Here is a 25,921-nt window from a genome sequence, read left to right as displayed (position 1 = left end):
GAAGTGGTCGGTTTGATTTATATTCGTATTTGTACGTATGTAATCGGACTATTAATTTTTAGTTTTGGGATTACATTATCGATTCAAATGCAATATTTAGGGATTCATCCATGGGATGTCTTATCTGTCGGTCTATTTGAAAAAATAGGGTTAACGATAGGTTCTTGGAATATTATTATCGGTTTTTTTCTAATTTTAGTTGCGTTTATTTTAGATAAATCATATATAAAAGTTGGGACGTTTACAAATGCCATATTAGTTGGGGTATTCGTAGACTTTTATATGTGGACAGGACTGTTACCTGTTCCAACTAATGCTATATTTGATATTTTTGTGATGATGATTGGAATTGTTTTAATGGGTTTTGGTGGTGGACTTTATAATGCAGCGCAAATCGGTGCAGGTCCCCGTGACGGATTTATGTTATCTATTTCTGATAAAGTTGGGATGTCGATAGGGAAAGTTCGAATTATAACAGAATGTACGGTTTTAGTTATTGGCTTCTTAATTGGTGGACCAATTTTTATTTTCACTTTTATTTTTACGTTCATTCAAAGTCCAATTTTTCAATATTCATATGAATACTTTAATCAATTTTTAGGAAAAGTGGAAGTACGTGTTTCAGGAGAAAAGGCGCGTGTATATAAAAATTTGTAGGGGGAACATGATGGGAGAAACGAGTGTATTTGATATTGCAATAATCGGAGCAGGTTCTGTAGGAATGGCTGCAGGTGCATATGCAACAAAGGAAAAGGCAAAGACGTTACTCATTGATGCATATGATCCACCACATATGAAAGGAAGTCATCATGGGGATACTAGAATGATTCGCCAAGCATATGGTGAAGGGCGAGATTATGTGCGACTTGCTAAAAGGGCTCAATTTTTATGGGAACAATTAGCAGAAGAATCTGGCGAAACGATACTAGAAAAGGTTGGGGTAGTTGGCGTAGGTCCAGCACATTCTGCTTTTGTTCGAGAAAGTATTGCATCTGCAAAAGAAAATGATTTACATGTTGAAGTATTAACAGGAGAGGAAATCAATAAGCGTTGGAAAGGCTTTACAGTGCCAGACGATTATATTGGATATTATGAACCGGATACAGGTTTTTTATATAGTGAGAAGGCGATTGAAGCATATAAAAAGATAGCGATACATCATGGTGCAACATATATTCCGAATACAAAAGTTGAAAAGTTTTATCCAAATAAGGAAGACCTTATTTATATTGAAACTGGTACAGAAACGTATATCGCAAAGAAGGTTATTGTAACAGCAGGGGCGTATGCAAAACAATTACTCCAACATATTGATTTACCGATTGTACCAACACGAAAATGTTTTGCGTTTTTTGAAGCTGCGGAGGGGACGTATAGTAAAGAGCATTTTCCATGTTTTTATATTGAGGATGAAACGGAAACATTTGGCGCTTATGGATTCCCGAATGTAAATGGAACTGGTTTAAAAATTGGACGCGATGATGGTGGAGTGGCGATAGCCCCTGAAAAACTGACACAAGATTTTGGTACATATCCATCAGATGAAGCGGATTTACGTTATTTTTTAGAACGGTATATTCAAGGGGCAAACAATACATTAAAAGAAGGTAAAACTTGTTTATATACGAATTCGGCTGATGAGCACTTTATTATTGATGTCGATCCACAATGCGAACATATTTTTTATGCCTGTGGCTTTTCAGGACATGGTTTTAAGTTTGCAAGTAGTATTGGAGAAGCATTAGTGAAAAGTGCGCTAGAAGGGAAATTACATACGACATTAGAAATGTTTCAGTTAGAACGGTTTACTGCACGATAATATGAAACACGAATGGTGAAAATGTTTAAGTAATAATAAAAATGTGTTCAATATTTTACCATCCGTGTTTCTTTTTTAAGATTTATCACATATAATGTCATCCACTTTATAATTTTCTGCGTTTAAATCTAACGGCTCACCTAGAGCCATTTTTGCTAATTGCATACCCATATATGGTCCAGTATTTAAGCCTGAAGCTCCTAGGCCCGTACCGATATAAATGTTTTCATAATTAGGAATCGGTCCATACATCGGTGCGTGGTTGAATGTCGTTGGACGGAAACCAACACGAATTTCATTTACATGGCTACTTGCTAATTGTGGTGCATAGGTTAATGCTTGATCTAAAATATAGTGGACCCCAAAAGCAGTGCTAGTCGGTTGTAAGTTGTCTGTATTTTCCTGAGTTGCCCCGACGACAATTTTTCCATCATCAAAAGTAAGTAAATATTGATTATTTGGGGGTTTGACGACGGGGAGGTTATTCGTATTGCCTTCATCGTATAAGTCGATAATTTGTCCTTTTTGTGGTCGTACGTCGACACTTATATCTGCTTCTGCAAAAATTTCCTTCATCCAAGCGCCATTTACTACAATGATGTCATCAGCCAAAATTTCTTTCGTACCAACTTGTACTCCGATGAATTTTTTTCCGTGACGCATTAACGTTGCATGTCCTTCGATAAGTGTTGCTCCATGTTTTATACTTGCTGAAATGAGTGAATCACGTAATAGACGTCCATCTACTCTTGCCGCATGTTCCACATATAAGGCATAAAAATCTTTCTCTATATATGGGAAAAATTCTTTCGTCTTTTCAGGTGAAAGGATATTAATTTCCCCGATCTGTGGCGTTTGTATTCGGCGTTCTTTTCCAATTTGTACGAATGGTTCTAATGCTTCATTTTGTTCGGCAAGACGAATAAGCCCTACCTTTTTATAACCAGTATTTGTTTCTCCGTCTTTTGCTAATGCAGAAATTAATGTATCGTAATATAAAGCACCTTCTCTTGCTAAATGAAACCATGCTTTATTTCGGCGTTGTGTTAACCATGGACAAATGACACCGGCAGCGGCAGATGTTGCTCGTCCTTTTTTATGTGCATCGATAATTGTTACGTCGATATTTTTACGGATTAGTTCATAAGCGCATGCGGCACCTACGATTCCGCCTCCAACGATAATTACTTTTTTCATATAAACCCTCTTTTACATTGATCTTATTTTATTTTATCATAATTCGTTTCATTATATCGATCAACTGCAAATAAACGCTAAATATTCATTATTTCGCGAAAATATGATAATCTAGAAGAGTAAATAATATAAAAATTAGGGGTATGAACATGGGAAAAATATTAGTGTTTGGTCATAAAAATCCGGATACAGATACAATTTGTTCAGCACTTGTATATGCGGATTTAAAAAGAGCATTAGGTGTAGACGCAGAAGCTGTTCGTTTAGGAAATGTAAACAAAGAAACGGAATACGTATTAAACTATGCAAAAGTAGAGGCACCACGCTTTATTGAGAAAGCTGAAGATGTAGAAGCTGTTATTTTAGTGGATCATAACGAATTCCAACAATCGGTCGATAATATTCGTGATGTGAAAGTTGCGGAAGTAGTTGATCACCACCGTATTGCGAACTTTGAAACGCAAGATCCATTATATTTCCGTGCGGAGCCTGTTGGATGTACGGCGACAATTTTATATAAAATTTTTAAAGAAAATGATGTAGAAATTTCTAAATCGAATGCATTGTTAATGTTGTCGGCAATTGTGTCTGATACGTTATTATTCAAATCACCAACATGTACGGATGAAGATGTAAAAGTTGCAAAAGCATTGGAAGCAATTGCAGATGTAGATGTAAATGTATATGGGTTAGAAATGCTAAAGGCAGGAACAGATTTAAGTGATAAAACTGTCGCAGAATTACTTGAAATGGATGCAAAAGAGTTTACGATGGGCTCAGCTAAAGTAGAGATAGCACAAGTAAACGCTGTGGACGTAGAATCTGTTTACACGAAACAAGCGGAATTTGAAGCGGCAATCGAAAAGATTATCGAGGAGAAAGAACTTGATTTATTTTTATTAGTCGTAACAGATATTTTAAATAGTAATTCTGAAGCATTAGCATTAGGGAATGCAAGTAAAAATGTGGAAGAAGCTTTCCAAGTTCAACTTGCTGCAAATCGTGCATTATTAGAAGGTGTCGTGTCACGTAAGAAACAAATTGTAACAAACTTAGGGGCAACATTCCAATAAGAAATATGGTATACATACGTAAGTAAGTGATGAGGTAAGATATTGTATTCCATAGGGACGAGTATGTTGAGCTTTTGAATAAAATATGGATAAAAATATGAAAATCCGAACGATGGAAATATATATGTTCCCGTTCGGATTTTTAACAAAATATTCAACCGAACTATTTTGAGGGGGGAACTGGATGGAAAACTACGAAAAATGGCGTCATGCTCGAAGAAGTTTTCTCATTAAAGTAACAATTTTTGCGATTGTTTTTTTTATGTTTTTACCAATTGCGTTAGGGTTCTTTCCGAGCTTTATGAAACAAGCACCATTTGGAGTTATTACATATGCATGGATTTTCGCGTTTTTACAAATAATTATGACGTGGATAATCGGCACGTTGTACTGGTTTAAATCCCGAAAATTAGATGTGATGATTGAAGAGATAAGACGGGAGGCAGTGGAATGAATTTTACATATTTTTTGTTTTTCGTCTGTATCGTTATTTGTACGTTAATCATTACATATTGGGCTGCAAGAAGAAGTAAAACGACGATGCAATTTTATACTGCTGCTGGTAGCTTAACAGGTGTACAAAATGGCATGGCAATTGCAGGAGATTATATTAGTGCTGCATCATTTCTTGGCATTATCGGAGCGATTGCTCTGAATGGGTATGATGGTTTTTTATACTCTTTAGGATTTTTAGTTTCCTATTTAGTCGTTTTATTTTTTGTTGCGGAACCTGTTCATCATCTAGGGAAATATTCTTTAGGTGATGTTATTTGTGAGCGTTTTCCGAGTAAAAACATTCGAATTTTAATGGCGATAGGGTCCTTTATTATTTCTATTTTTTACATGATTCCACAATTAGTTGCATCTGGTTTACTTTTACGTCTTTTGCTCGATTTAAACTATAGTACGTCAGTTTTAATTATTGGTAGTTTAATGACGGTATATGTCGTTTTTGGTGGAATGATTGCGACTTCATGGGTACAAATTGTCAAAACAATCTTATTAATGACGTCGACATTTTTACTATCGTTAATTGTATTTTCTTATTACCGTTGGGATTTAATGACATTAATAGAAGAAGTAAAATTAGGGACCCCACTAGGGGATCAATTTTTTATGCCGGGACATTTATTAGGGAGCCCACTAGAAATGATTTCATTATATATCGCACTCGTTTTAGGGACAGCGGGGTTGCCTCATATTTTAATTCGTTTTTATACAGTGCAAAATGCACAAGAAGTCCGTAAATCTGTTTTAACAGCGAGCGGAATTATCGGTGTGTTTTATTTAATGACACTCGTTTTAGGCTTAGGAACGGCTGCTGTTGTTGGGTATGATACGTTGATTCAACAAGATTCCACTGGAAATTTAGCCGGACCATTATTAGCGAAAGCACTAGGCGGGGACTTTTTGTTAGCATTCGTTGCCGCCATTGCGTTTACGACGGTTGTAGCAGTTGTAGCAGGGCTTGTTATTTCAGCAACGACAGCATTTTCCCATGATATTTATCATCATATTATTAAAAAAGGGAAAACGACGGAAAAGGAACAATTACGTGCAGCCCAATTATCTGCACTCGCTATTGGATTTGTTTCAACAATCTTTGCATTAGGTTTAAAAAATGTAAATGTCACCTTTTTAGTATCATTAACGTTTATTATTGCGGCATCGAGCAATTTGCCAGTTATTTTATTGACGATTTATTGGAAAAAGTTCAGTAAAGCTGGTGCAATTACTGGGATGATATTAGGGTTAGTTTCATCCATTACTTTATTAATTATTGGGCCACATGCAATGAATGTAAATGACGGGTTATTTTTACGTGATCCTATCATTCATTTATATAATCCAGGTATCATTGCAATACCAATTGGATTTTTAGGCGCAATAGTCGGGTCATACTTGTTTCCATCAAAGGAATTAGTAGATTATGAGGCTTTTTATATTAAGGCACAAACGGGGATAGATGTGAGGAGTGTGGATGAATGAAGGAATTGACGATTATTCTATTAGAACGAATTGGATTATTGTTAGTTATTGCATTCGTCTTAACACGAATTCCTAATTTTAAAACGATGTTATATCGTGAATTTGATGCAAAAACAGTTGTGCTTCATTCGTTTATATTTGGTATTTTTGGAATTGTTAGTTCCCATTTTGGGTTAATTTTTAAAGATGGTATGATTATTAATCGTGGAATGGTGACGGTCGTTCAACCAGATGAAATGCTTATAAGTTTAAGTATTATTGCTATTGTGATCGCTGGTTTGTTAGGGGGTCCACTCGTTGGGTTAGGGGCAGGAATTATTGTTGGGATTCATTTAGGTTTTTTAGGTGGAATTGGTTGGGTAGCAAATATGCTCGTCAATCCATTAACTGGGTTATTAGCAGGATTAACCGGGCGTTTTTTTTCAAAGGCACGTGTTATTTCCCCGATTCAAGCGTTGTTTATCGGAGTTTTTCCTCCTATTTTACAAATGCAATTATTATTAGTATTATATCCTCAAAATGAACAGATGATTCAGTTTGTAAATGTCATCGGATTGCCGCTCGTTTTAGCTAGTAGTATCGCGATTGCCATTTTTACGGCGATGATTGGAATTGTTTTAGCGGAACAAGAAAATGAGGCAGCTCAAGCGACGCGACAAGCATTGACCATTGCAGAAGAGGCGTTACCTTTTTTGCGGATGACATCAGCAAAAGAACGTGCGGAAGGACTTGCAACATTGTTATATGACCGATTAGATATTGCAGCGATATCTGTCATTGTAAAAAATGAATTATTAGCATTTAAAGGAATTGGTGCAGACCATCATACATTAGGACCAGTTCAAAAAAAAGGACTATTATTAGAAGCGGTTCAGTCAGATGAGGTGAAGGTCGCCTATAATAAAGCGGACATAGACTGTGCAGAGACAACTTGTCAGTTAGAAGCATGTATTATTATTCCAATTACTTCCACGAACGATTCGAAAAGTATTATTCAATTTTATTTTACAAAATCACAACATATTCGACCAGTGGAAATTGTATTGGCACAAGGATTAGGAAAACTAATTTCTAATCAATTGAAGGTGATTGCAAATGAAAACTTACGAAAAAATATTGTAGATGCAGAGTTACGTAATTTACAAGCTCAAATAAATCCACATTTTTTATTTAATACATTACATTTAATTGCGACATTATTTCGAATTGATCCACAAAAAGCGCGAAATATTACTTTGCAATTAGCTAGTTTTATGCGATTTAATTTAGGTATCACGTCGGAATCACTCATATCACTAGAAAGAGAGTGTGAACATGTTCGAGCATATATCGAAATTATTCAGACACGGTTTTCCAAGCAATTACATATAAATTTCGAAGTAGATCCAACTGTCATGAATGTACAAATACCACCATCTACTATCCAACCGCTTGTCGAAAATAGTATTCAACATGGGTTGAAAAATAAAGCATCTGGTGGGAAGATTGATGTAACTATTGAACGGGAAAAACATTATGTGAAAATTAGTATAAAAGATAATGGAATTGGATTCGATCCAAAAAAATTAGATGATTTGTATAAAAAGGGTAAAACAACGAGTCAAACAGATCGAATTGATCATGGTGGAGTAGGATTGTTTAATGTGAATCAAAGGCTAATTAGTTTATTAGGAGATGAGAGTAGTTTGCAATTTGAAAATTTGCATGAAGGTGGAAGTATTGTCTATTTTTATATTCCAAATAGTATTTCTGTAAGGAGGAACAACGATGAAATTGAATGTGATGATAGCAGAAGATGAGTATTTAGCGAGGGAAGAATTAATCTATTTATTAGAAAGAGAATCAGATATTCATATTATGCCTAGTGCGGCTACTGGAGAGGAATTACTAGATTTATATTTTGAACATCGACCAGATGTCCTTTTTTTAGATATTGAAATGCCTGGTTTATCTGGGGTAGAGGCGGCAAAACAAATATTAGATTCGACGAACGATGCTCCATACATTATTTTTACAACAGCATATGATGCATATGCGATAGATGCATTTTCGATGGAAGCGGTCGACTATTTATTGAAGCCGTTTGATCAAATTCGTCTCCAACAAGCGTTAGAACGTGTTCGAAAACGTGTTGTCGAAAAATCTGCTTCAACAAGATCCAATTTCAGCCAAGACCGACTAGCAACGACCAAATTATTAATTGACGATGGTGAAAAAATGATCGTTTTATCCCCAGGTTCCATTTATTATGCTGTACCATCGCAAAGAATGTTAGAAATTCATACGGAAAATGGTGTCATTGAGAGTAAAATGACATTACAAGAATTAGAAAAGAAATTAGAAGGATTTTCATTTTTTCGAACACATCGTAGTTATTTAGTGAATTTAGATCATATATTAGAAATAACACCTTGGTTTAATGGGGCTTATAACATTACTTTAAAGGATAAACAAAAAACAACTGTTCCTGTCAGTCGTTCGGCAAGAAAAGCATTGTTCGAAAAATTCAGTAATTAAATACATTTGACAATAAAATGTTACCATTTAGTCACAAATTTGTACCATTCACCCAAAACTACTGCAAATGACCTCCTTATTTGGTATTATGCTTTTAAAGCGTTTACATTAAAGCGTTTTCATAAAATATTAAAAGGAGGTAATACAATGGTTGCAAGGGATTTAATTGAGTTTGAGAAGATTGAAAAAACGGAAGAGTTCCAGGAATTAAAACGTAAAAAGTACGCATTTATTTTCCCAGTACCAGTTTTGTTCTTGATTTATTATTTAATTTTCCCAGTATTGTCAGCATATGCAAAGCCACTAATGACAAAAATTGTTTTTGCTAATTTTACATTCGGGTATTTATTCGGTATATCATATTATTTAGTAATTTGGGGGCTTGCATTTTTATATGTATTTGTTGCTCGTTCATATGACCGACGAGTAGAGGAAATTATTGCAAAATATGGACCGGAAACGGTAGAAAAGGAGGCGTAAATCATGGGTTCAGCTGAAATATTTGGTATTGTATTATTTGGTATTATTATTGCACTAACGATGTATGTTACATATCTAGCTTCAAAGAGAACATCTGGTACCGGTGATTTCTACGCTGCTGGTCGATCGTTAACAGGGTTCCAAAATGGTTTAGCGATTGCAGGGGATTACTTAAGTGCTGCGTCATTCCTAGGGATTGCTGGACTAGTTGCATTACATGGTTATGATGGTTTCATGTATTCTATTGGGTGGTTAATGGGGTATGTAATTGTACTTTACATTATTGCAGAGCCTTTCAGAAACTCAGGAAACTTTACTGTTTCGGACGTTATTTCTTATCGTTTAGAACAACGTCCAGTACGAACTGCTGGTGCGATTGTAACGATGGCTATTACAGCTTTCTATATGATTTCACAGTTAGTTGGTGCAGGTGCAATCATTAACTTATTAGTAGGTATTCCATATGAAGTTTCATTAGTTATCGTTGGGGTTCTAATGATGATTTATGTAACATTAGGTGGAATGTTAGCTACTAGTTGGGTACAAATCATTAAAGCCGTTATTTTAATGGCTGCGATGTTATTAATGTTAATTTTCATTGCACTTATCTTTAAGTTTAACTTATCTTCATTATTTGGAACAATTATTGAAGGTGCAAATATTGGGCGCTTCGGTGAAGTTGGTGGACAAGGAATGCAGTTCTTAACACCAGGTCACTTATATACGAACCCAATTGATCTACTATCATTAGGTTTAACATTAATTTTAGGTACAGCAGGTTTATCACACTTATTAGTTCGTTTCTTTACAGTACCAACAGCACAAGCTGCTAGATCGTCCGTTGTTTGGGGAATGATCATTATCGGTTCATTCTACTTCATCATTGCAATCATCGGTTTCGCTGCTGCTGCGTTAGTAGGAGAAGATGCAATCAATGAAGCTGGTGGTGGAGGAAACATGGCTGCTCCATTATTAGCACAAGCTTTAGGTGGAGGAGCAGGAACAATTGGTGGAGAGCTTTTCATGGCTGGTATTTCAGCAGTAGCATTCGCGACAATTGTTGCGGTTGTAGCTGGATTAGTAATTACAGGTGCGGGAGTATTCGCACACGATATTTATACGAACGTTATTAAACGTGGAGAAGTTGACCAACAAAAACAATTCAAAGTTGCTCGTATTACAGCATTCGTTATCGGGGTTGTATCGATCATCTTAGGAATTTTAGCGAAAAATTTCAACGTTGCACAGTTAGTTACGTACGCATTCGCAGTTGGTGCAAGTTCAAACTTACCAGTAATTATTTTCTCGATTTACTGGAGACGTTTTAACACAAAAGGTGCGGTTGCATCGATGTTAACAGGTACTTTTACAACAGTTATATTAATTTTATTAAGTCCGCCAATTATGGGGGATGGAGCTATCTTCCCATTAACGAACCCAGGATTAGTTAGTATTCCATTAGGATTCTTAGCTGGTATAATTGTTTCGTTAATGACGAAGCCAGAAGATAACGATAAGATCTTTGCAGAAATGTCTGTTCGTTCTCACACTGGATTAGGTGCAGAAAAATAATTATTGTTTTCCATTTCAATCTAACTATACAAAAATAAAGAGCAGTGGTTCAACCACTGCTCTTTATTTTTGCTGTTAAGAAGACTAAGCAATCTTGCATTCACATAAAAATACGTAAACGGACTAGTTGAGGCGTGGATGAAGGCAAATAAATGATAATCTTATAATGGAATAATAATCGAAGGAGTCAGCAGTGGCTAACTCCAACAAATTACCGTTTATTTAATACGGAAGTATCCTCGTGAATAAATTTATAAACAATACATATTATTTTATGAACGGATTTGTTTATAGACACTACAGCTTCTTACACCGTTTTTCTGGCAGTAAGGACAATTTGATACATCAATTAAATTCAATGCTTGATTGATCGCATCTGTAGTATCAGAGAAGAAATTGTGTGCTCCGATAGTTCCATATAATCCGCTTCGTTTTAATATTTCTAAAGGTGCTTCATCTAATTCCGCAATAAGTACGGTTCCGCCATGTTTCATATAATGTTGAATAAACGTAGCTAAGTTCGCTTCACCTGTTGCATCGATCATAGATACGTGACGCATTTTTAGTATTAATACTTTCGGTCGACGATGGATTGCGCGGGATAAGGTAGATTCGAAACGATCAGCTGCACCGAAAAATAATGGACCACGAATCGTAAAGCTAGCAATTTTTGGACAATTCGCTTGAACCTTTTCTTCTTGTACATACTTCTCTGGTTTAATCGTTTCAACTTCTAATAAAGAACTAATCCGACGAACGAAAGAAACCATTGCAAGTAGTAAACCGACTGGAACAGCTACGGTTAAATTAACGAATACAGTTAAGAGAAATGTCGTAATTAATACGAGTGAATCAGATGTCCGCATTTTAAGCATATTCGTGAATGTTTTATATTCACTCATATTAAAAGCAACGACCATTAAAATTGGCGCCATGCTTGCTAATGGAATATGGGAAGCAAACGGTGCGAATAATAATAAGGTTGCGAGTACGAACATACTTTGGAAAACACCTGAAAACGGACTGACTGCTCCGCTTTTTATATTTGTAGCAGTACGCGCAATAGCTCCTGTTGCAGGAATTCCTCCAAAAAAAGGTGTAACGATATTAGCGACTCCTTGACCGAATAATTCTTTATTTGAATGATGTTGTTTACCAGTCATTCCATCTGCGACGACTGCAGATAATAGAGATTCAATTCCACCAAGCATTGCAATCGCAAAAGCGGGTCCCCATAAGTAGAGTAATTTTTCAATCGTTATTTCTGGCACGATAAACGAGGGAAGTGCTTGAGGAATTCCTCCGAATTGTGACCCAATTGTTGCTGTTTTATCAGGAAAAAATATAACGGAAATAATCGTCGGAATTAATAAGGCAATTAATAAAACAGGTGCCCTAGGAAAGAATTTTGGAATAAAAATAATAAGAAGTAAACCAATGATTCCAATGAAAATACTATAAAAATTAACCGTGTGGAAGTTATTTATAATTTCCAACATGTTTTCATGAAAGTATTGCTTCTTTTCGATGTTTTGTAATCCAAATAGATTTTCTAACTGCCCAGAAAAAATAATGACAGCAATTCCGGATGTAAATCCAATCGTGACAGATCGCGGAATATACGTAATTAAGCTACCAAATTTAAAAATACTCATAATGATTAACATGACCCCGGCCATCATTCCAGCGATGAGTAAGTCTTCGTATCCGTATTGCAATACTATCGCAAGTAAGATGGGAATGAAAGCACCTGTAGGACCAGCGATTTGGAAGTGTGAGCCTCCCAAAATGGCAACGATTAAACCAGCGATAATCGTCGTATAAATACCATACTCTGGACTAACCCCAGAGGCGATCGCAAAAGCCATACCGAGTGGGATTGCTACCACTCCAACGGTGATACCAGCAACGATATCTTTTCGAATATCGGCGCCCGTTATTCCTTTAAAACGATCATCTTTTATCAATGGCAACACTCCTACTATGATTATAAAAACTTATCTATATGTATTATATCATAAACTTTTACTATGTTATAGAACAGAGACTTGTTTTATTTGGAACAGATTTATGTTTCATTTATCTAAAAATTCCAACTTCTATTCTGTACAGTTTTAGGGAATATGATAAAATAGAGGAAAGGGAATGGAGGTATGTAGGATGATACATGTAGATGAAACAGCGTTAATAATTGTAGATGTACAAGGAAAACTAGCAAAAATAATGCATCAAAGTAAAGAAATGTTAACGAATTTAGAAAGAATGATTCAAGGAGCAAATGTTCTTGATATCCCAATTATTTGGTTAGAACAGTATCCGAAAGGGTTAGGGCCGACATCAGACGAAGTAAAACAACATTTAACTAATTTATCGCCGATTGCAAAAATGACCTTTAGTGCGTGTAATAATGATGAGTTTAAAGAGGCGTTAGAACAATTAAACTGTCAATCCATTTTATTAACAGGAATTGAATCGCATATTTGCGTATACCAAACGGCTAGAGATTTATTGAAAGAAGATTATTATGTAGAGACTGTTGTAGATTGCATTTCATCTAGAACCCTTGCTAATAAAGAAATAGGTCTTGAAAAAATGAAACAATTAGGGGCATATGCCACATCAGTTGAGATGGCGTTGTTTGATTTAATGGGCTCTGCAGAACATCCGAACTTTAAAGAAATAAGTAAAATTATTAAGTAATTCTGTAAAAGTAAGTACAGATATCATACCAACATATGTATAAAAGGAATCATTTGTAAAGGAGGCTCGCTTTATGCATATTCGTTTAGAACAAAAACAAACTTTGCAGCTAACGATGACAAAGGATTTGCGCCAAGCAATTGAACTGTTACAGTTTTCGACAGTTGAATTACATGAATTTGTGCGTGCGCAAGTGGAGGAAAATCCGTTCATTGAATGGAGTGAGCCTCCTACTACGTATCGTTCCACAGATGTATCCACACATGACGTCATTGCAGCAACTGCTTATGAAGAAAAAGATCTATATGACGTGTTAGTTGAACAATTAGCTATTTTTTCGTTATCTGATGAAGAGAGAAAAGTGGTAGAATATATCATCTGTTCTTTAGAAGATGATGGTTATTTACGAACGGAAAAAAAGGACATCGTCAGCCGTTTACATATTTCACCGGATCAGTTTGACCGCGCATTACATATTGTTCATCAATTAGAACCTATCGGTGTCGGTGCAACTAGTTTAGTAGACTGTTTACTCATCCAAGCAAAGCATCTTGCACCAAAAGATGCATTGTTACATCAGTTAATCGAATATCATTTAGTTGAAATTGGTTACGGAGAGAGTGAACAAATTGCTAAGCAATTGCAAACATCGACAGAAACGGTAGAAAGAAAAATTGAGTGGATTAAACATCATTTACATCCGAAACCAGCAAATCATCTTGCTAAAAAAGAGACAGCCTTCATAGAGCCAGATATTATTGTTGACCATGATGTAACATTAGGGGAATGGGTTGTTCATTTAAACGATGATTATGTGTCAAAATTGACATTCAATGACGAGGCAATTTTAATGCAAACGAATGAAAAAGAAGTTCAAACATATGTCCAGACATACCGTTCTAAATTTAATTGGTTGATGGCTAGTCTCGAAAAAAGACGGGCAACATTATTAAATATTATGCAAGTCATCATTCAAAAACAGCAACACGTATTTCATAAAGGATTAACTTATGTTGAGCCATTAACATTGCGATCGGTAGCAGATAAAATTGCGATGCATGAATCAACGGTCAGTCGTGCCACTGCAAATAAGTTTATTCAAACGCCAATAGGTACGTTTGCTTTACGAGATTTGTTTTCAACAGCATTACCTACTGTAACAGGAGCAACATTATCTCAAAAACATATTAAAGAAAAAATTCGTACGTGGATCGTAGAAGAAGATAAAAAACAGCCACTATCCGATCAAAAGCTAACAGAAATGTTACAAAAAGAAGGAGTTATTATATCTAGAAGGACGATTGCAAAATATCGAAAACAATTACAAATTGCATCGTCAACGAAAAGAAGACAGAAAGAATAGAACGCACGGGGAGTAGAAAGGTGATTATTTGACTAGAATATACATATTATTAGCACTCATCATGTTAATTTGGGGATTTAACTTATCGGCCTTGGCAGTATTAGTAAAAAATGTTGAACCGATAACATTAACATCATTCCGGATTTTTATTGCTGGTATTTCCGTGCTAATTATTACAAAAATCATGGGATTATTTCGTTTTCCGACAAAAAACGAATGGAAAACGATTGCTATTATAACAATTTTTAATGTTGCAATGCATCATACATTTTTAGCGATTGGATTAACGAAAACTTCTGGAGCAAATGCATCGATTATTTTAGGTGGAGCCCCACTAGTTACGATGTTATTTGCTATTTTATTATTGCGACAACATATATCGAAATTACGAATGTTAGGATTTTTTATAGGATTTATCGGTATCGTTACAACATCACTTGCTAGTGGAGATGGATTGTCTTCCTTTTCAAGCGGTGATATTTTTATTTTTTTATCGATGGCAATGCAGGCATTCAGCTTTATTTTAATTAGTAAATTAAACCCAACATTCGACCCAAGACTTCTAACAGGATATATGCTCGTCGTTGGAGCTGTTTTTATATTTACCGTAAGTTTCTTCATTGAAAGAGATGTTGGACAAATAACGAAATTATTTGAGCCAAAGTTAGGAAGTATCTTTTTATTTAGTGCTATTATTGCGACGGCATTTGGACATATGGTATATAATTACGCCGTCAAACATGTAGGTCCAACAGAAACAGCTATTTTTGTAAATTTAAATACATTTTTTGCTTTGTTTGGAACCGTCTTATTTCTCGGTGAAACATTATATAAAGGACATTATATTGGATTAGCTTTAATTGTAATCGGTGTGTTTGTTGGTTCTGGAACGGTCGATTATGTTTGGAGGCGACGGAGAGGAAAAAGGGCATATTAAAAGATCAGGCTGATTCAATTTCATGCCTGATCTTTTTGATTAATGGAATACAATTGTTCTATTATCTTTTACGATGACACGATCTTCTAAATGCCATTTAACAGCACGCGCTAGTACACGTCGCTCCACTTGTTGTCCAATTTTCTTTAAAGTCGGCACATTATTACGGTGGTCGACACGTTCTGTATCTTGTTCAATAATTGGCCCTTCATCTAAATCGTTTGTAACGTAGTGAGATGTAGCGCCGATTAATTTTACACCGCGATTGTATGCACGTTCATATGGTCTAGCTCCGATAAACGCAGGCAAGAATGAATGGTGAATATTAATGATCTTATTCGGGAAATGTTCCACGAAATTAGGTGTCAAAATTTGCATGTAACGAGCTAAAATTAAGACATCTATTTCATATTCACGCATTAATGCCACTTGTTTTTGTTCCACTTCTTCACGAATATCTTTATTCGCAGGGATATAATAAAAAGGGATACCTAATGATTCAACTAAGGCACGACCATCTTCATGGTTACTAACGACAACAGCGATATCTGTATCTAAGTCACCACTTTGCCATTCCCATAATAATTCTTGTAAACAGTGGATTTCCTTTGAAACGAAAATCGCACTACGTTTCTTTTTAATTGCATACGTAAATGTATATTCCATCTCAAACTTTTCTGCGATTTTAGAAAAAGCATTTTCTAATTGTTGTCTTTTCATTAAAAGGTCATCTAAATAATATTCAAAACGAATGTAGAACATGCCATCTTCCTCTTCGCTTGAGAACTGGCTTGATTCTAATATATTCGCCTCATTTTCGTATAAAAATGTAGAAAGTGCTGCAACGATTCCAGGCTTATCTTGGCATTTCACGAGCAGTCTTCCGATATTTTCTTTGTTACGATTATACTGTGTATGTACTGACATAATTTCATTGCTCCTATAAACTTTATTTTATTTGATTATACAAAGATTTAGTTCATTCTACAAACTAATCAGTCGCCATTAATACACCAATTGGTTTTAATACGTGTAAAATATTGATCGTTTCTTCATGTGCATGGAGTACTTCCTGTAATTTTCGGTATACGAATGGGCTCTCATCTGTACCTGCACCACGCAATTCTACGCCATAATCACGTACTGCCATAAGCATATCTTTTTCGGAAATGATACCACCGCGGCGCTTTTTCGTTTTCCAGTTCATTTTTCCGGCTGCTTGTGTACGACTCATAATTCTTCCTGAACCGTGCACCGTACTATAAAAAGCTTCCTCACTTTTAGAACTGTGTACCCCTTCTAAAATAACAGAAATATCTCCCATGCTTCCGCCGACAAAACCACGTTGACCAGGAAAGGCAGGTGTTGCCCCTTTACGAACGACGACATATTCGTTTCCGAAATGGGTTTCTTTCCATGCAAAATTATGGTGATTATGTACTTCATCGATACTGTTTGCTTGTAAAATATGTAAAACGACATCGATGACATAATCTCTTCCAGCATAAGCATATTTACCAGCTAAATTCATCGCCTCAAAATACATGGAACCAAACTCTGAGTCTAAATGGAAAATAGTTGGTGGAGTTTCCATCGCCTCTCCCTTAGGGCGGTCTGAAAAGTCTTGTCCATTCGCCAAATTGAGAAATCCAGTTGCTGTTCGATGACCTAATCCACGACTACCAAAATGGTTGGCAACCCATACTTCATCTGTTTTTTGATCAATTAAAATATCGACGTAATGATTACCAGATCCAGTAGTACCTAATTGTGTACGAGCTAATGCCTTTAATGTATCGTGTTCATGTTTTCCGATTTCTTTATATACATTCCAAGCGTCATCATCGAACAATGCATGGTCTGGAGGATTCGGATTTTTCTTTCCGAATCCGAATATAATATTTTTTTGTATTTCATCCATAATTTTTGGCATAGCATCTTTTATATCTGTATATAATAAGTCCGTTTTTACGGCTTTATTACCACATGCAATATCATATCCGACACCAGATGGAGAGATTTGATTGTCATATACGACCACACCACCAACTGGTTGGGAATAGCCATAATGTCCATCCGCACATAAAGCTCCACCAACTACTTGGCCAACCTGTAAACATTGATGAAATTGACGTATCGTATCTTCTTCGTGTTCTCCAAAAATGATTGTCTTCATTGAAATGCCTCCTCTATATGTTCATTATACATGAACCATTCCATTTCCGAAAAAAACTTGTACGTCCTGCTTTGTTTATAAAAAAGTGATAGGAGATAGGATGTTGTTCGTTCTCTATGGAAGGATGGTATGATAAAGGACAAAGAGGTGATGCAGATGATCAGTTGGTTCGTACTATATGTATTTTGTTTGAATATATTCGGATATATTTTAATGGGGATAGATAAAAAGCGGGCAAGAAAAGGGTTCTATAGAATAAGTGAACGAGCTTTATGGATAATTGCATTATTAGGTGGAACGGTAGGGATGATAATAGGAATGTACATGTTCCATCATAAAACGAAGAAATGGTATTTTAAGTTCGGACTTCCTTTTTTTATGCTGCTCCAAATTAGCAGTGTGTTTTATCTTTACGACTTTCAGTATGGATAACTCATTCTGAATATACAGAATGAGTTAGTAAATTCTTTCCATTGCTTTTTTCGTTTGTTATGTTTATCATATATATAGAGAGCTGCGATGTTCGTAATTTACTAAAGTTTAACCTCTAAATAGAAATTAGGGAGTTTTAATCGTAGGTCGGATGTTATGCCTCGATCGAGTGGAAAACAGAAAACCTACTGCAAACACCCACTTTGTATAAAGTGGTGGTTAAAACTTTTTAATTTATTACGGCATTGTGGCTTATATTTTTATATTGACGATGTAAATTCCGTATACTTATACGGAATTTTTTGTGTATAGAGGGGGAAGAGATATGGGCGAATACATAGAAAAAAATGAATCACCAAATAGTAATGGTCCAATTGTAGCGGTGTTATTAATTGGATCTTTTTTAGCTATTTTAAACCAGACTTTATTAATAACGGCGACACCGTATATTATGAAAGAGTTTGATTTAACGGAAAATATGGGGCAATGGGTGACGACTATTTTTATGCTAGTGAATGGAATTATGATTCCGATTACGGCGTTTTTAATGGAAACTTTTTCGACGAGAAGGCTTTTTCTTTTTTCAATGGGAACATTTATTGTAGGTACGTTCGTCTGTTTTATTACACCTAATTTTTCATTCTTAATGGTTGGCCGAATTATCCAAGCGATTGGTGCTGGTGTGTTAATGCCATTAATGATGACAATATTTATGTTAATTTTCCCTTTAGAAAAACGTGGGTTTGCAATGGGAATGGCTGGGTTAGTTATTTCATTTGCACCTGCCATTGGACCTGGATTAGCTGGTTGGTTTATTGAGATATTCCCTTGGCGTTATTTATTTTTAATTATTATTCCGTTAGCGATTTTAGATTTAATTTTTGGATATGTTTTTATGAAAAATATTATTACGCGTACATTCCCGAAAGTCGATTATCCGTCGATTATTTTATCAGTTTTCGGATTTGGCGGGTTACTGTACGGATTTAGTAGTGTCGGTAATTTTGGTTGGTCTAATATGAATGTTATTTTATCGTTAATTATTGGTGCAATTACTTTAACGATGTTCATTACGCGACAGTATCGTTTAAAAGAACCGATCTTACAATTCCGTGTTTTATCAAACCGAACATTTACGATTACGATGATCATCGGGATGGTTGCCTTTACGATGCTAATTGCAGCAGAGACTATTTTACCTATTTATATGCAATTAATGGCTGGATTTACAGCACTTGAGTCAGGTATTATGATTTTACCTGGCGCATTAGTAATGGGTTTTCTCTCTCCGTTTATAGGAAAGGTATTCGACCGGATAGGTGCAAGATGGTTGTTAATTATTGGATTAACGATTATGACTGTGACGACAGTTTTCTTTACGAGATTAACATCTGAAACAACATTAACGTACATTACAGTCGTGTTTGCTGTACGAATGGTCGGTATTGCAATGGTTATGATGCCATCGACGACAGCCGGTTTAAATGCTTTACCGAACAAATTAATCCCACATGGGACTGCGATGACAAATACGATGCGACAAGTAGCAGCTTCGATTGGCACAGCGTTATTTGTTACGATTATGTCTGTGACAGCATTAGTCCCAAAACATGAAGGAGATTTTGATGCGCTTGTCCATGGAGTAAATATTGCGTTTTACGTTGCAACTGCAATTACGTTTATCGCTCTTATATTATCGTTGTACGTAAAAGATAAAAAAGTGCAATGAAATGGGTAAAAAGACTATAATTTGTAAAACCTTTGTGAGAAAATTGTTACATCCACTATTTACTTGTCTATTTTTTTGGAGGACAGGGTAGGTGTATAGTAGGATAAAAACAAGGGGGTTTAGCTAATGTTTAAGAAAAGGAGATTTTTGTTTGCGTTTTTTGTAGTTCTTTTATTTGTTGTCGGTTGTACAGCGAATGATAACACAAATAATAATGCGAACGGTGATGGAAATGGGAACGAAAATGCAACAGGAGAGCATGTTCCGCCAAAAATGGAAGATTTAGATCCTGATGATCCAATGACAGAAGCAATACAATACGGAGAAGAAATTTTCAATGAAACAAACACGGTGATGCCTGATTATGTTGGAAACGAATTATCGTGTCAGAGCTGTCATGCTGATGGTGGTTATTCAGACAGTTCGTCAATGGTCGGTGTAACGACTGCATACCCACAATACCGACCACGTGAAGGGATTACATTTACGTTAGAAGATCGAGTAAACGGTTGTATGGTTCGTAGTATGAACGGTAAAATGATTCCAAATGATAGTTCAGAAATGCGTGCACTTATTTCTTATTTAACGTATATTTCTGAAGGGGTCGAAGTTGGACAAGAAAGACCATGGGTAGTTGTTAATTCAATGGATGAAGTACCAGAACCAGATGTTGTAAATGGTGAAGAGTTATACGAGTCGAAAAACTGTTTAACTTGTCACGGGGATGATGGGCAAGGTACTGGTACAAATACTGGGCCAGCATTATGGGGAGAAAATTCCTTTAATGATGGTGCTGGAATGGGTCGTTTAACAAAGATGGCTGGTTATTTACAAAATAATATGCCTATCGGGGCAGAGTACGAGTTATCAGATCAAGAAGCTGCAGATATTGCTGCATTTTTATTAAGTCAGGACCGCCCAGTTTGGGAAGGTCATGATGATGATTTCCCACATGGAAACAGACCGACAGACATTATTACGAAAGATCGTCGAGAGCAAATTCAAAAAGGTGAATTTGATTGGTATGAAATCGATAATGTCGTACCAAGAAAAGATTAACTTACATTAAAAAATGAAACAATTTGACGAGTTCAAATAAAACACGAAAGAATGGTGCTTACGCGATAAGTGTGTAAGAAAATAGCACTTAATGCCATCATCTTTCGTGTTTTATTGTTTTTACTAGTTCATGGCTCAATTGTTTATAATCGAATATATTAAGTGTTATTTAAGATACTGCTCTGTTAGACTTTAATGTTCGTTTATCTTGTAGGCGGGATAAAATACTGTGTAAAATAATCCCGAATATGACGAGGATTAATCCAATTATCGTCATAAAACTTGGGACGAAAAAACCAAGTAATAACATTTCTCCTAGTAAGGCAAAAACTACTTCTCCAGCAGATGTTGATTCTACTCCAGCAAGTTTATGGTTGTCATGTCGTACGAGATCAGTCGCGTAGAAAAATAAAATAGTTGCAATTACCCCAGAAAACACCGCAACGATAAACACTTGTACAAGTTGATTTTGTGTTGGTGCTCCATGTGAAAATGCACCAAAAATCGATAATAAAATCCAAAATGGCATAGAAGCAATGGTCATTCCTAAAACACGTTGAAGTGAATTTAATTCTCCATTGACAAGTTGCATCATTTTTCTATTTCCTAAAGGATAGGAAATAGCAGCAACTATCATCGGAAGAACGGATAAAAGGATTGCTTTTATTGGAACGTTTTCTGCGTGTTCCATTTGCATCATGAAGATTCCGATAATGATAATGATAGAAATAAATACACTTTGAATCGGAATAGATCGATTCGATTTATTAATAAAAGGAACGAGCAATGACCCTGCGACAATGTTTAATTGAAATGTTGCTGCGACAAGCCACCCAGGTGCATGGATAGTCGCAAAAGTTAACGGCGCATAAAAAAAGCAAAAACCGATAGTACTCCAGATGATCCATTCTTTTGGATATTTTTTAATATGGTGTAATACAGGCAGTACTTGTTTTCTTAAACGAACAAAAATAAGTAACATTGGTAACATAAAAAAGAACCGGATAGAAGCGCTCCATATCCAACTACCTCCAGCTAATTCCATGTTTCGGTTAAAAATAAATGCAAACGAAAAAAACAATGCCGCTAATAATCCAATGAAGATTGGCCGCATAGTCACACCCCTTTTTCCGATTAATTTTTTTGAAAGGAAGCATAATAGAAATATGTGTTACGCCTCTAACGTGGTCAAAAACATACCGAACTATAATCGATAAAAACAATTCTAAAATGCATGTATATCATATGAAAATCATGAAGTTCCTCCATCTTACCGCAATCTTACCACGGATTATAAAAAAAAGAAAATACTGATAATTAGCAATATTCCTTGACTTTAAAAAAATATGGAACTATAATCATAGTAATTCAAATAAGTATACATTTCTTAAAGACGTTGAAAAGGGAAAGTATGGTTGCCCTCGTTTTTTACAGAGAGCTTCGGAAGCTGAAAAGAAGCAAAAATGATCAATCAGAAAATGGCCTTCGAGTTTCGAACTGAACACGATTGTTAGTAGGTTTCGACGGATTTGCACCCGTTAGCTATGCAAAAGTATTGATAATGTTCGATTGAACATTTGCGTACTTATAAAGTTTATATGTGTGAGCATATAAAAAATAAGGTGGTACCGCGTATATTCAACCACGTCCTTATATTCGTATAAGGACGTGGTTTTTTAATTTTACAAATAATTTTGGAGGGATGAACATGACAAAACATTTAGTAATACAGACAGATTTTGGTTTATGTGACGGGGCGGTTAGTGCGATGTATGGTGTTGCATTAAGTGTCAATCCAACTTTGAATATATATGATTTAACACATGAAATTCCACAGTATAATATATGGGAAGGATCTTATCGTTTGTATCAAACAATCTCCTATTGGCCAGAAGAGACTGTTTTTATTTCTGTAGTGGATCCCGGTGTTGGGACAGATCGTTTAAGTGTTGTCGCAAAAACAGCAACAAACCAATACATTGTTACGCCGAATAATGGAACATTAACACATGTATTAGAAAATTTTGACATTGTTGCTTTACGTGAAATCGATGAAACGAAAAATCGTTTACCGAACTCAGGAGAGTCCTATACATTCCACGGTCGTGATATTTATGCATATACTGGAGCACGACTGGCGGCAGGGGTAATAAATTTTGAAGAAGTTGGTAGGGAATTAGCTGTTGCCGATGTTATTTCACTACCGAATCCAGCTGCAACAGGTGGAGACGGAATCGTAAAAGGGAATATTGACATATTAGATGTTCGGTTTGGTAATTTATGGACGAATATTAGTCGTACATTATTCGTAGAAGCGAATGTTCAATATGGAGACTTATTAGAAGTGACCATTGAAAATAATGGTCGCACTATTTATAAAAATGCGATGACATATGGAAAATCTTTTGCAGATAGTCGCTTAGGAGAGCCTTTATTATATGTGAACTCTGTCGATAAACTAGGTGTTGCGATTAACCAAGGGTCTTTTGCACAAGCATATGATATTGGTACAGGCGCAAGTTGGACAGTTACAATTCAAAAAAGAGAAGCATAAATGATATAGAAAAACATAAAGATATGTTGTCATTTTTTTTTAGGAGAAAAGATGATAAATCATTATGTTTTTCTTTTTTTTTACAATTATCCCTTATATAGTATGTTATGATAGTCTAAACTAAAATTATGGAATGAAATTGAAAAACTTACAAGGAAGGGAAAACATGAAAAAAATTTTTACTTTATATAAACGAGATATACATAGCATCATAACAAATATTATGTCCATTGTTTTAATTGGTGGACTTATATTTTTACCTTCTTTATATGCATGGTTAAATATTAAAGCATCTTGGGATCCATATGCCCAAACAGATCAAATCCCACTTGGTTTTGTCAACGAAGATGTCGGTGCAACTGTACGTGGTGAAGAAATCGATGTCGGTAAAAATTTAGTTGATAATTTAAAAAAAGATACGAATTTTAATTGGCATTTTGTCGATCGGAAAGAAGCGATGGAAGAACTTGAATATGGAAATTATTATGCAGTGATTGTCGTGCCAGAAGATTTTTCTGAAACATTAGGTTCCGTTGTAAAAGCGGAACCGGAAAAGGCGACAATGGAATATTATGTAAATGAAAAGATTAATGCGATTGCTCCAAAAATTACGGATAAAGGTGCCTCAGTCATTGTTGAGGAAATAAGTAGTGAATTTATTAGTACAGTAAATGGAATTATCTTTGAAATGTTTAACGATATTGGACTGGAATTAGAAGAGTCGATTCCAGATATTGAATTATTTGAAGAATACGTATTTACATTAGAGGAAGAGTTACCGAACATCCACGATAAGCTTGTAGAAATGGATGAACAATTAACACATGCGAGCAATATGTTAGATGTGGCGAACGAAAAAATTCCCCAAGCAAAAGAAGTGACCAAAAAAGGATTAGATGCGATTCAAAAAACGAGTACTTTTTTAAATGAAGTAGAGGAGAAATTAAAAGCTATTTCTCCAGCGTTGAAAGAAGAAGTGAAAGAAATTGAAGCTGTTTTTAAAGATGTAAATGAAAAACGGGCTGAAATTGAGCAGGCGATTAAAGAAGAGTTAGAAGAAATAGATGTGGAAAGTATCGAATCTGAATTACCTAAGATAACAGAGGATATCGACGGTATTATTGCATCTTTACAAGAAGTGCAAAATAATTTAGAGGAAGAAAATGAAGAGATTGAAACGTTAATTACAACATTGGAATCGATGAAAGAGGATATTGCAACTGTACAAGGAAAAACAGATGATATTAAAGCATTCATCGGAAATAACGAACAATTTTTCAAAGACTTACAGGAAAGCATTGGCTCTGTAACAGATATTGATTTACAAGCTTTCGTAGAGAAATACGAAGATGAAATCGAACCGAAAATGTTAGCTGAAATTCATGCTGGTCAAGAAACAGTAAATGAAGCAAAAGGCATGATAAATGATATAAGTAATGCGATTCCAGAAATCGAAAAAATGCTAAATGAAACAGATACTAAAATAGATGAAGGACAAGAAGCATTAGATACGTTATTCAATGTGTATCCTCAAGTGCAAGATCGTGTAAATACATTAGCAGATACGATTCGGGAAGTACAAGATGAAGCAGACATGCAAGAAATTGTCGACTTATTATTAAATGACCCGGAAAAAGAAAAAGGATTCTTTGCAGAGCCAGTTGTGCTTCATACGAATGAAGTGTTTCCAATTCCTAACTATGGTACAGGGATGACTCCTTTTTATACGGTATTATCTTTATGGGTTGGTGGATTATTATTAATTTCTTTATTATCGCCAAATGTTCCAGAAGAAGATACGTTAAGTCCAAAAGTAGTGTACACTGGTCGAATGCTAACGTTTATGACGATTGGATTATTGCAAACTGTCATTGTTACATTAGGGGATATATTTATTCTCGGTGTTGAAGTAAGTAGCCCATTCTGGTTTGTCATATTTGGGTTATTAATAAGTCTAGTATTTATGTCGATTGTGTATACGGCCATTGCGCTGTTGGGGGATGTCGGAAAGGCCGTTGCGATCATTTTACTCGTATTACAAATTGCAAGTTCAGGTGGAACATACCCTGTCGTCTTATTGCCAGAGTTTTTCCAAGCAGTAAATCCATTTTTACCATTTACGTATGGTGTTGATTTAATGCGGGAGGCAGTAGGTGGAATCATTTGGAAGCGAGCATTTTTCGATATTGGTGCATTAATAATCTTTGCGGCGATATCGATAACGGTCGGTGTCTTTTTAAAGGGACCAATTCAGAAAAAGATGAAAAAATTGATTCAATCAAAAGGTGGACGATTATTCCACTAATGACATGCAAATAATATGA

General features: G+C 35.5%; 22 protein-coding genes, 1 other RNA gene and 1 other annotated feature. Of the genes, 18 read left to right on the top strand and 5 right to left on the bottom strand.

Features of this window, described 5'->3' with window-relative positions:
• Nucleotides 1-12: 12 nt before the first annotated feature.
• Both SPD45_RS08785 and solA read left to right on the top strand, forming a co-directional pair.
• Nucleotides 13-657 carry a YczE/YyaS/YitT family protein gene (locus SPD45_RS08785; protein ID WP_336267377.1) on the top strand — a complete coding sequence of 215 codons (645 nt, stop codon included), beginning with the start codon at nt 13-15 and terminating at the stop codon, nt 655-657.
• A 10-nt stretch (nt 658-667) separates the two neighbouring features.
• Nucleotides 668-1,819, top strand: a complete 1,152-nt coding sequence (gene solA, locus SPD45_RS08780; protein WP_336267376.1) for an N-methyl-L-tryptophan oxidase — start codon at nt 668-670, stop codon at nt 1,817-1,819.
• Between the two features lie 75 nt (nt 1,820-1,894).
• Here solA and SPD45_RS08775 read toward each other — a convergent pair whose 3' ends face one another.
• Nucleotides 1,895-3,016: an NAD(P)/FAD-dependent oxidoreductase gene (locus SPD45_RS08775; RefSeq protein ID WP_336267375.1), complete on the bottom strand. Its 1,122-nt coding sequence runs from the start codon at nt 3,014-3,016 to the stop codon at nt 1,895-1,897.
• Nucleotides 3,017-3,165: 149 nt separating this feature from the next.
• On the opposite strand from SPD45_RS08775, the gene SPD45_RS08770 reads away from it, so the two are divergent.
• The 7 genes from SPD45_RS08770 (at nt 3,166) to SPD45_RS08740 (ending at nt 10,647) form a co-directional block, all read left to right on the top strand.
• Nucleotides 3,166-4,089, top strand: coding sequence for a manganese-dependent inorganic pyrophosphatase (locus SPD45_RS08770; RefSeq protein WP_336267374.1), 924 nt, complete (start codon nt 3,166-3,168; stop codon nt 4,087-4,089).
• Between the two features lie 184 nt (nt 4,090-4,273).
• Complete coding sequence (locus SPD45_RS08765) at nt 4,274-4,543, top strand: DUF485 domain-containing protein (protein WP_336267373.1); 270 nt, start codon at nt 4,274-4,276, stop codon at nt 4,541-4,543.
• Nucleotides 4,540-6,078: a solute symporter family protein gene (locus SPD45_RS08760; RefSeq protein ID WP_336267372.1), complete on the top strand. Its 1,539-nt coding sequence runs from the start codon at nt 4,540-4,542 to the stop codon at nt 6,076-6,078. The genes SPD45_RS08765 and SPD45_RS08760 overlap by 4 nt, the downstream gene beginning before the upstream one ends.
• Entirely contained in the window at nt 6,075-7,877 is a 1,803-nt protein-coding gene (locus SPD45_RS08755) for a LytS/YhcK type 5TM receptor domain-containing protein (RefSeq protein ID WP_336267371.1), read from the top strand. Before SPD45_RS08760 ends, SPD45_RS08755 begins: the two co-directional genes overlap by 4 nt.
• On the top strand, nt 7,846-8,595 hold the full coding sequence (locus SPD45_RS08750) for a LytR/AlgR family response regulator transcription factor (protein ID WP_336267370.1): 750 nt from the start codon (nt 7,846-7,848) through the stop codon (nt 8,593-8,595). The genes SPD45_RS08755 and SPD45_RS08750 overlap by 32 nt, the downstream gene beginning before the upstream one ends.
• Before the next feature lie 147 nt (nt 8,596-8,742).
• On the top strand, nt 8,743-9,075 hold the full coding sequence (locus SPD45_RS08745) for a DUF485 domain-containing protein (RefSeq protein WP_336267369.1): 333 nt from the start codon (nt 8,743-8,745) through the stop codon (nt 9,073-9,075).
• Nucleotides 9,076-9,078: 3 nt separating this feature from the next.
• Nucleotides 9,079-10,647 carry a solute symporter family protein gene (locus SPD45_RS08740; RefSeq protein WP_336267368.1) on the top strand — a complete coding sequence of 523 codons (1,569 nt, stop codon included), beginning with the start codon at nt 9,079-9,081 and terminating at the stop codon, nt 10,645-10,647.
• Nucleotides 10,648-10,919: 272 nt separating this feature from the next.
• Here SPD45_RS08740 and SPD45_RS08735 read toward each other — a convergent pair whose 3' ends face one another.
• On the bottom strand, nt 10,920-12,614 hold the full coding sequence (locus SPD45_RS08735; RefSeq protein WP_336267367.1) for a SulP family inorganic anion transporter: 1,695 nt from the start codon (nt 12,612-12,614) through the stop codon (nt 10,920-10,922).
• Nucleotides 12,615-12,807: 193 nt separating this feature from the next.
• Between SPD45_RS08735 and SPD45_RS08730 the strand changes: the two genes are divergently transcribed.
• The 3 genes from SPD45_RS08730 (at nt 12,808) to SPD45_RS08720 (ending at nt 15,647) form a co-directional block, all read left to right on the top strand.
• Nucleotides 12,808-13,347, top strand: a complete 540-nt coding sequence (locus SPD45_RS08730) for a hydrolase (RefSeq protein ID WP_336267366.1) — start codon at nt 12,808-12,810, stop codon at nt 13,345-13,347.
• Between the two features lie 73 nt (nt 13,348-13,420).
• The gene (gene rpoN, locus SPD45_RS08725; RefSeq protein ID WP_336267365.1) at nt 13,421-14,710 is read left to right on the top strand and encodes an RNA polymerase factor sigma-54; all 1,290 of its coding nucleotides are present in this window, start codon (nt 13,421-13,423) and stop codon (nt 14,708-14,710) included.
• A gap of 28 nt (nt 14,711-14,738) precedes the next feature.
• Nucleotides 14,739-15,647 carry a DMT family transporter gene (locus SPD45_RS08720; RefSeq protein ID WP_336267364.1) on the top strand — a complete coding sequence of 303 codons (909 nt, stop codon included), beginning with the start codon at nt 14,739-14,741 and terminating at the stop codon, nt 15,645-15,647.
• Between the two features lie 39 nt (nt 15,648-15,686).
• Here the strand turns inward: SPD45_RS08720 and purU are convergent, their stop codons facing one another.
• On the bottom strand, nt 15,687-16,574 hold the full coding sequence (gene purU, locus SPD45_RS08715) for a formyltetrahydrofolate deformylase (RefSeq protein WP_336267363.1): 888 nt from the start codon (nt 16,572-16,574) through the stop codon (nt 15,687-15,689).
• A 64-nt stretch (nt 16,575-16,638) separates the two neighbouring features.
• Complete coding sequence (locus tag SPD45_RS08710; protein ID WP_336267362.1) at nt 16,639-17,823, bottom strand: RtcB family protein; 1,185 nt, start codon at nt 17,821-17,823, stop codon at nt 16,639-16,641.
• Nucleotides 17,824-17,952: 129 nt separating this feature from the next.
• Here SPD45_RS08710 and SPD45_RS08705 point away from each other — a divergent pair, with 129 nt between their 5' ends.
• The 4 genes from SPD45_RS08705 to SPD45_RS08690 all read left to right on the top strand — a co-directional run bounded on the left by SPD45_RS08705 (nt 17,953) and on the right by SPD45_RS08690 (nt 21,043).
• Nucleotides 17,953-18,255, top strand: coding sequence for a DUF1294 domain-containing protein (locus tag SPD45_RS08705; RefSeq protein WP_336267361.1), 303 nt, complete (start codon nt 17,953-17,955; stop codon nt 18,253-18,255).
• 76 nt (nt 18,256-18,331) lie between these two features.
• A non-coding RNA gene (gene ssrS / locus SPD45_RS08700) (6S RNA) lies at nt 18,332-18,513 on the top strand.
• Between the two features lie 67 nt (nt 18,514-18,580).
• Complete coding sequence (locus tag SPD45_RS08695; RefSeq protein WP_336267360.1) at nt 18,581-19,984, top strand: MDR family MFS transporter; 1,404 nt, start codon at nt 18,581-18,583, stop codon at nt 19,982-19,984.
• 126 nt (nt 19,985-20,110) lie between these two features.
• Nucleotides 20,111-21,043, top strand: a complete 933-nt coding sequence (locus tag SPD45_RS08690; RefSeq protein WP_336267359.1) for a c-type cytochrome — start codon at nt 20,111-20,113, stop codon at nt 21,041-21,043.
• Nucleotides 21,044-21,212: 169 nt separating this feature from the next.
• Here the strand turns inward: SPD45_RS08690 and SPD45_RS08685 are convergent, their stop codons facing one another.
• On the bottom strand, nt 21,213-22,157 hold the full coding sequence (locus SPD45_RS08685; protein WP_336267358.1) for a DMT family transporter: 945 nt from the start codon (nt 22,155-22,157) through the stop codon (nt 21,213-21,215).
• 273 nt (nt 22,158-22,430) lie between these two features.
• Nucleotides 22,431-22,698 (top strand) — a binding site (T-box leader).
• Nucleotides 22,699-22,751: 53 nt separating this feature from the next.
• Here SPD45_RS08685 and SPD45_RS08680 point away from each other — a divergent pair.
• Complete coding sequence (locus SPD45_RS08680; protein WP_336267357.1) at nt 22,752-23,597, top strand: SAM hydrolase/SAM-dependent halogenase family protein; 846 nt, start codon at nt 22,752-22,754, stop codon at nt 23,595-23,597.
• A gap of 166 nt (nt 23,598-23,763) precedes the next feature.
• The gene (locus tag SPD45_RS08675) at nt 23,764-25,902 is read left to right on the top strand and encodes a YhgE/Pip domain-containing protein (protein ID WP_336267356.1); all 2,139 of its coding nucleotides are present in this window, start codon (nt 23,764-23,766) and stop codon (nt 25,900-25,902) included.
• Nucleotides 25,903-25,921: the final 19 nt, after the last annotated feature.

The organism is Pseudogracilibacillus sp. SO10305 (assembly GCF_037072005.1).
In the GTDB taxonomy this organism is placed as follows: Bacteria; Bacillota; Bacilli; order Bacillales; family Amphibacillaceae; genus Pseudogracilibacillus; species Pseudogracilibacillus intestinigallinarum.
The sequence above is the reverse complement of the archived record's forward strand: the minus strand, read 5'-3'. Positions and strand labels throughout refer to the sequence as shown.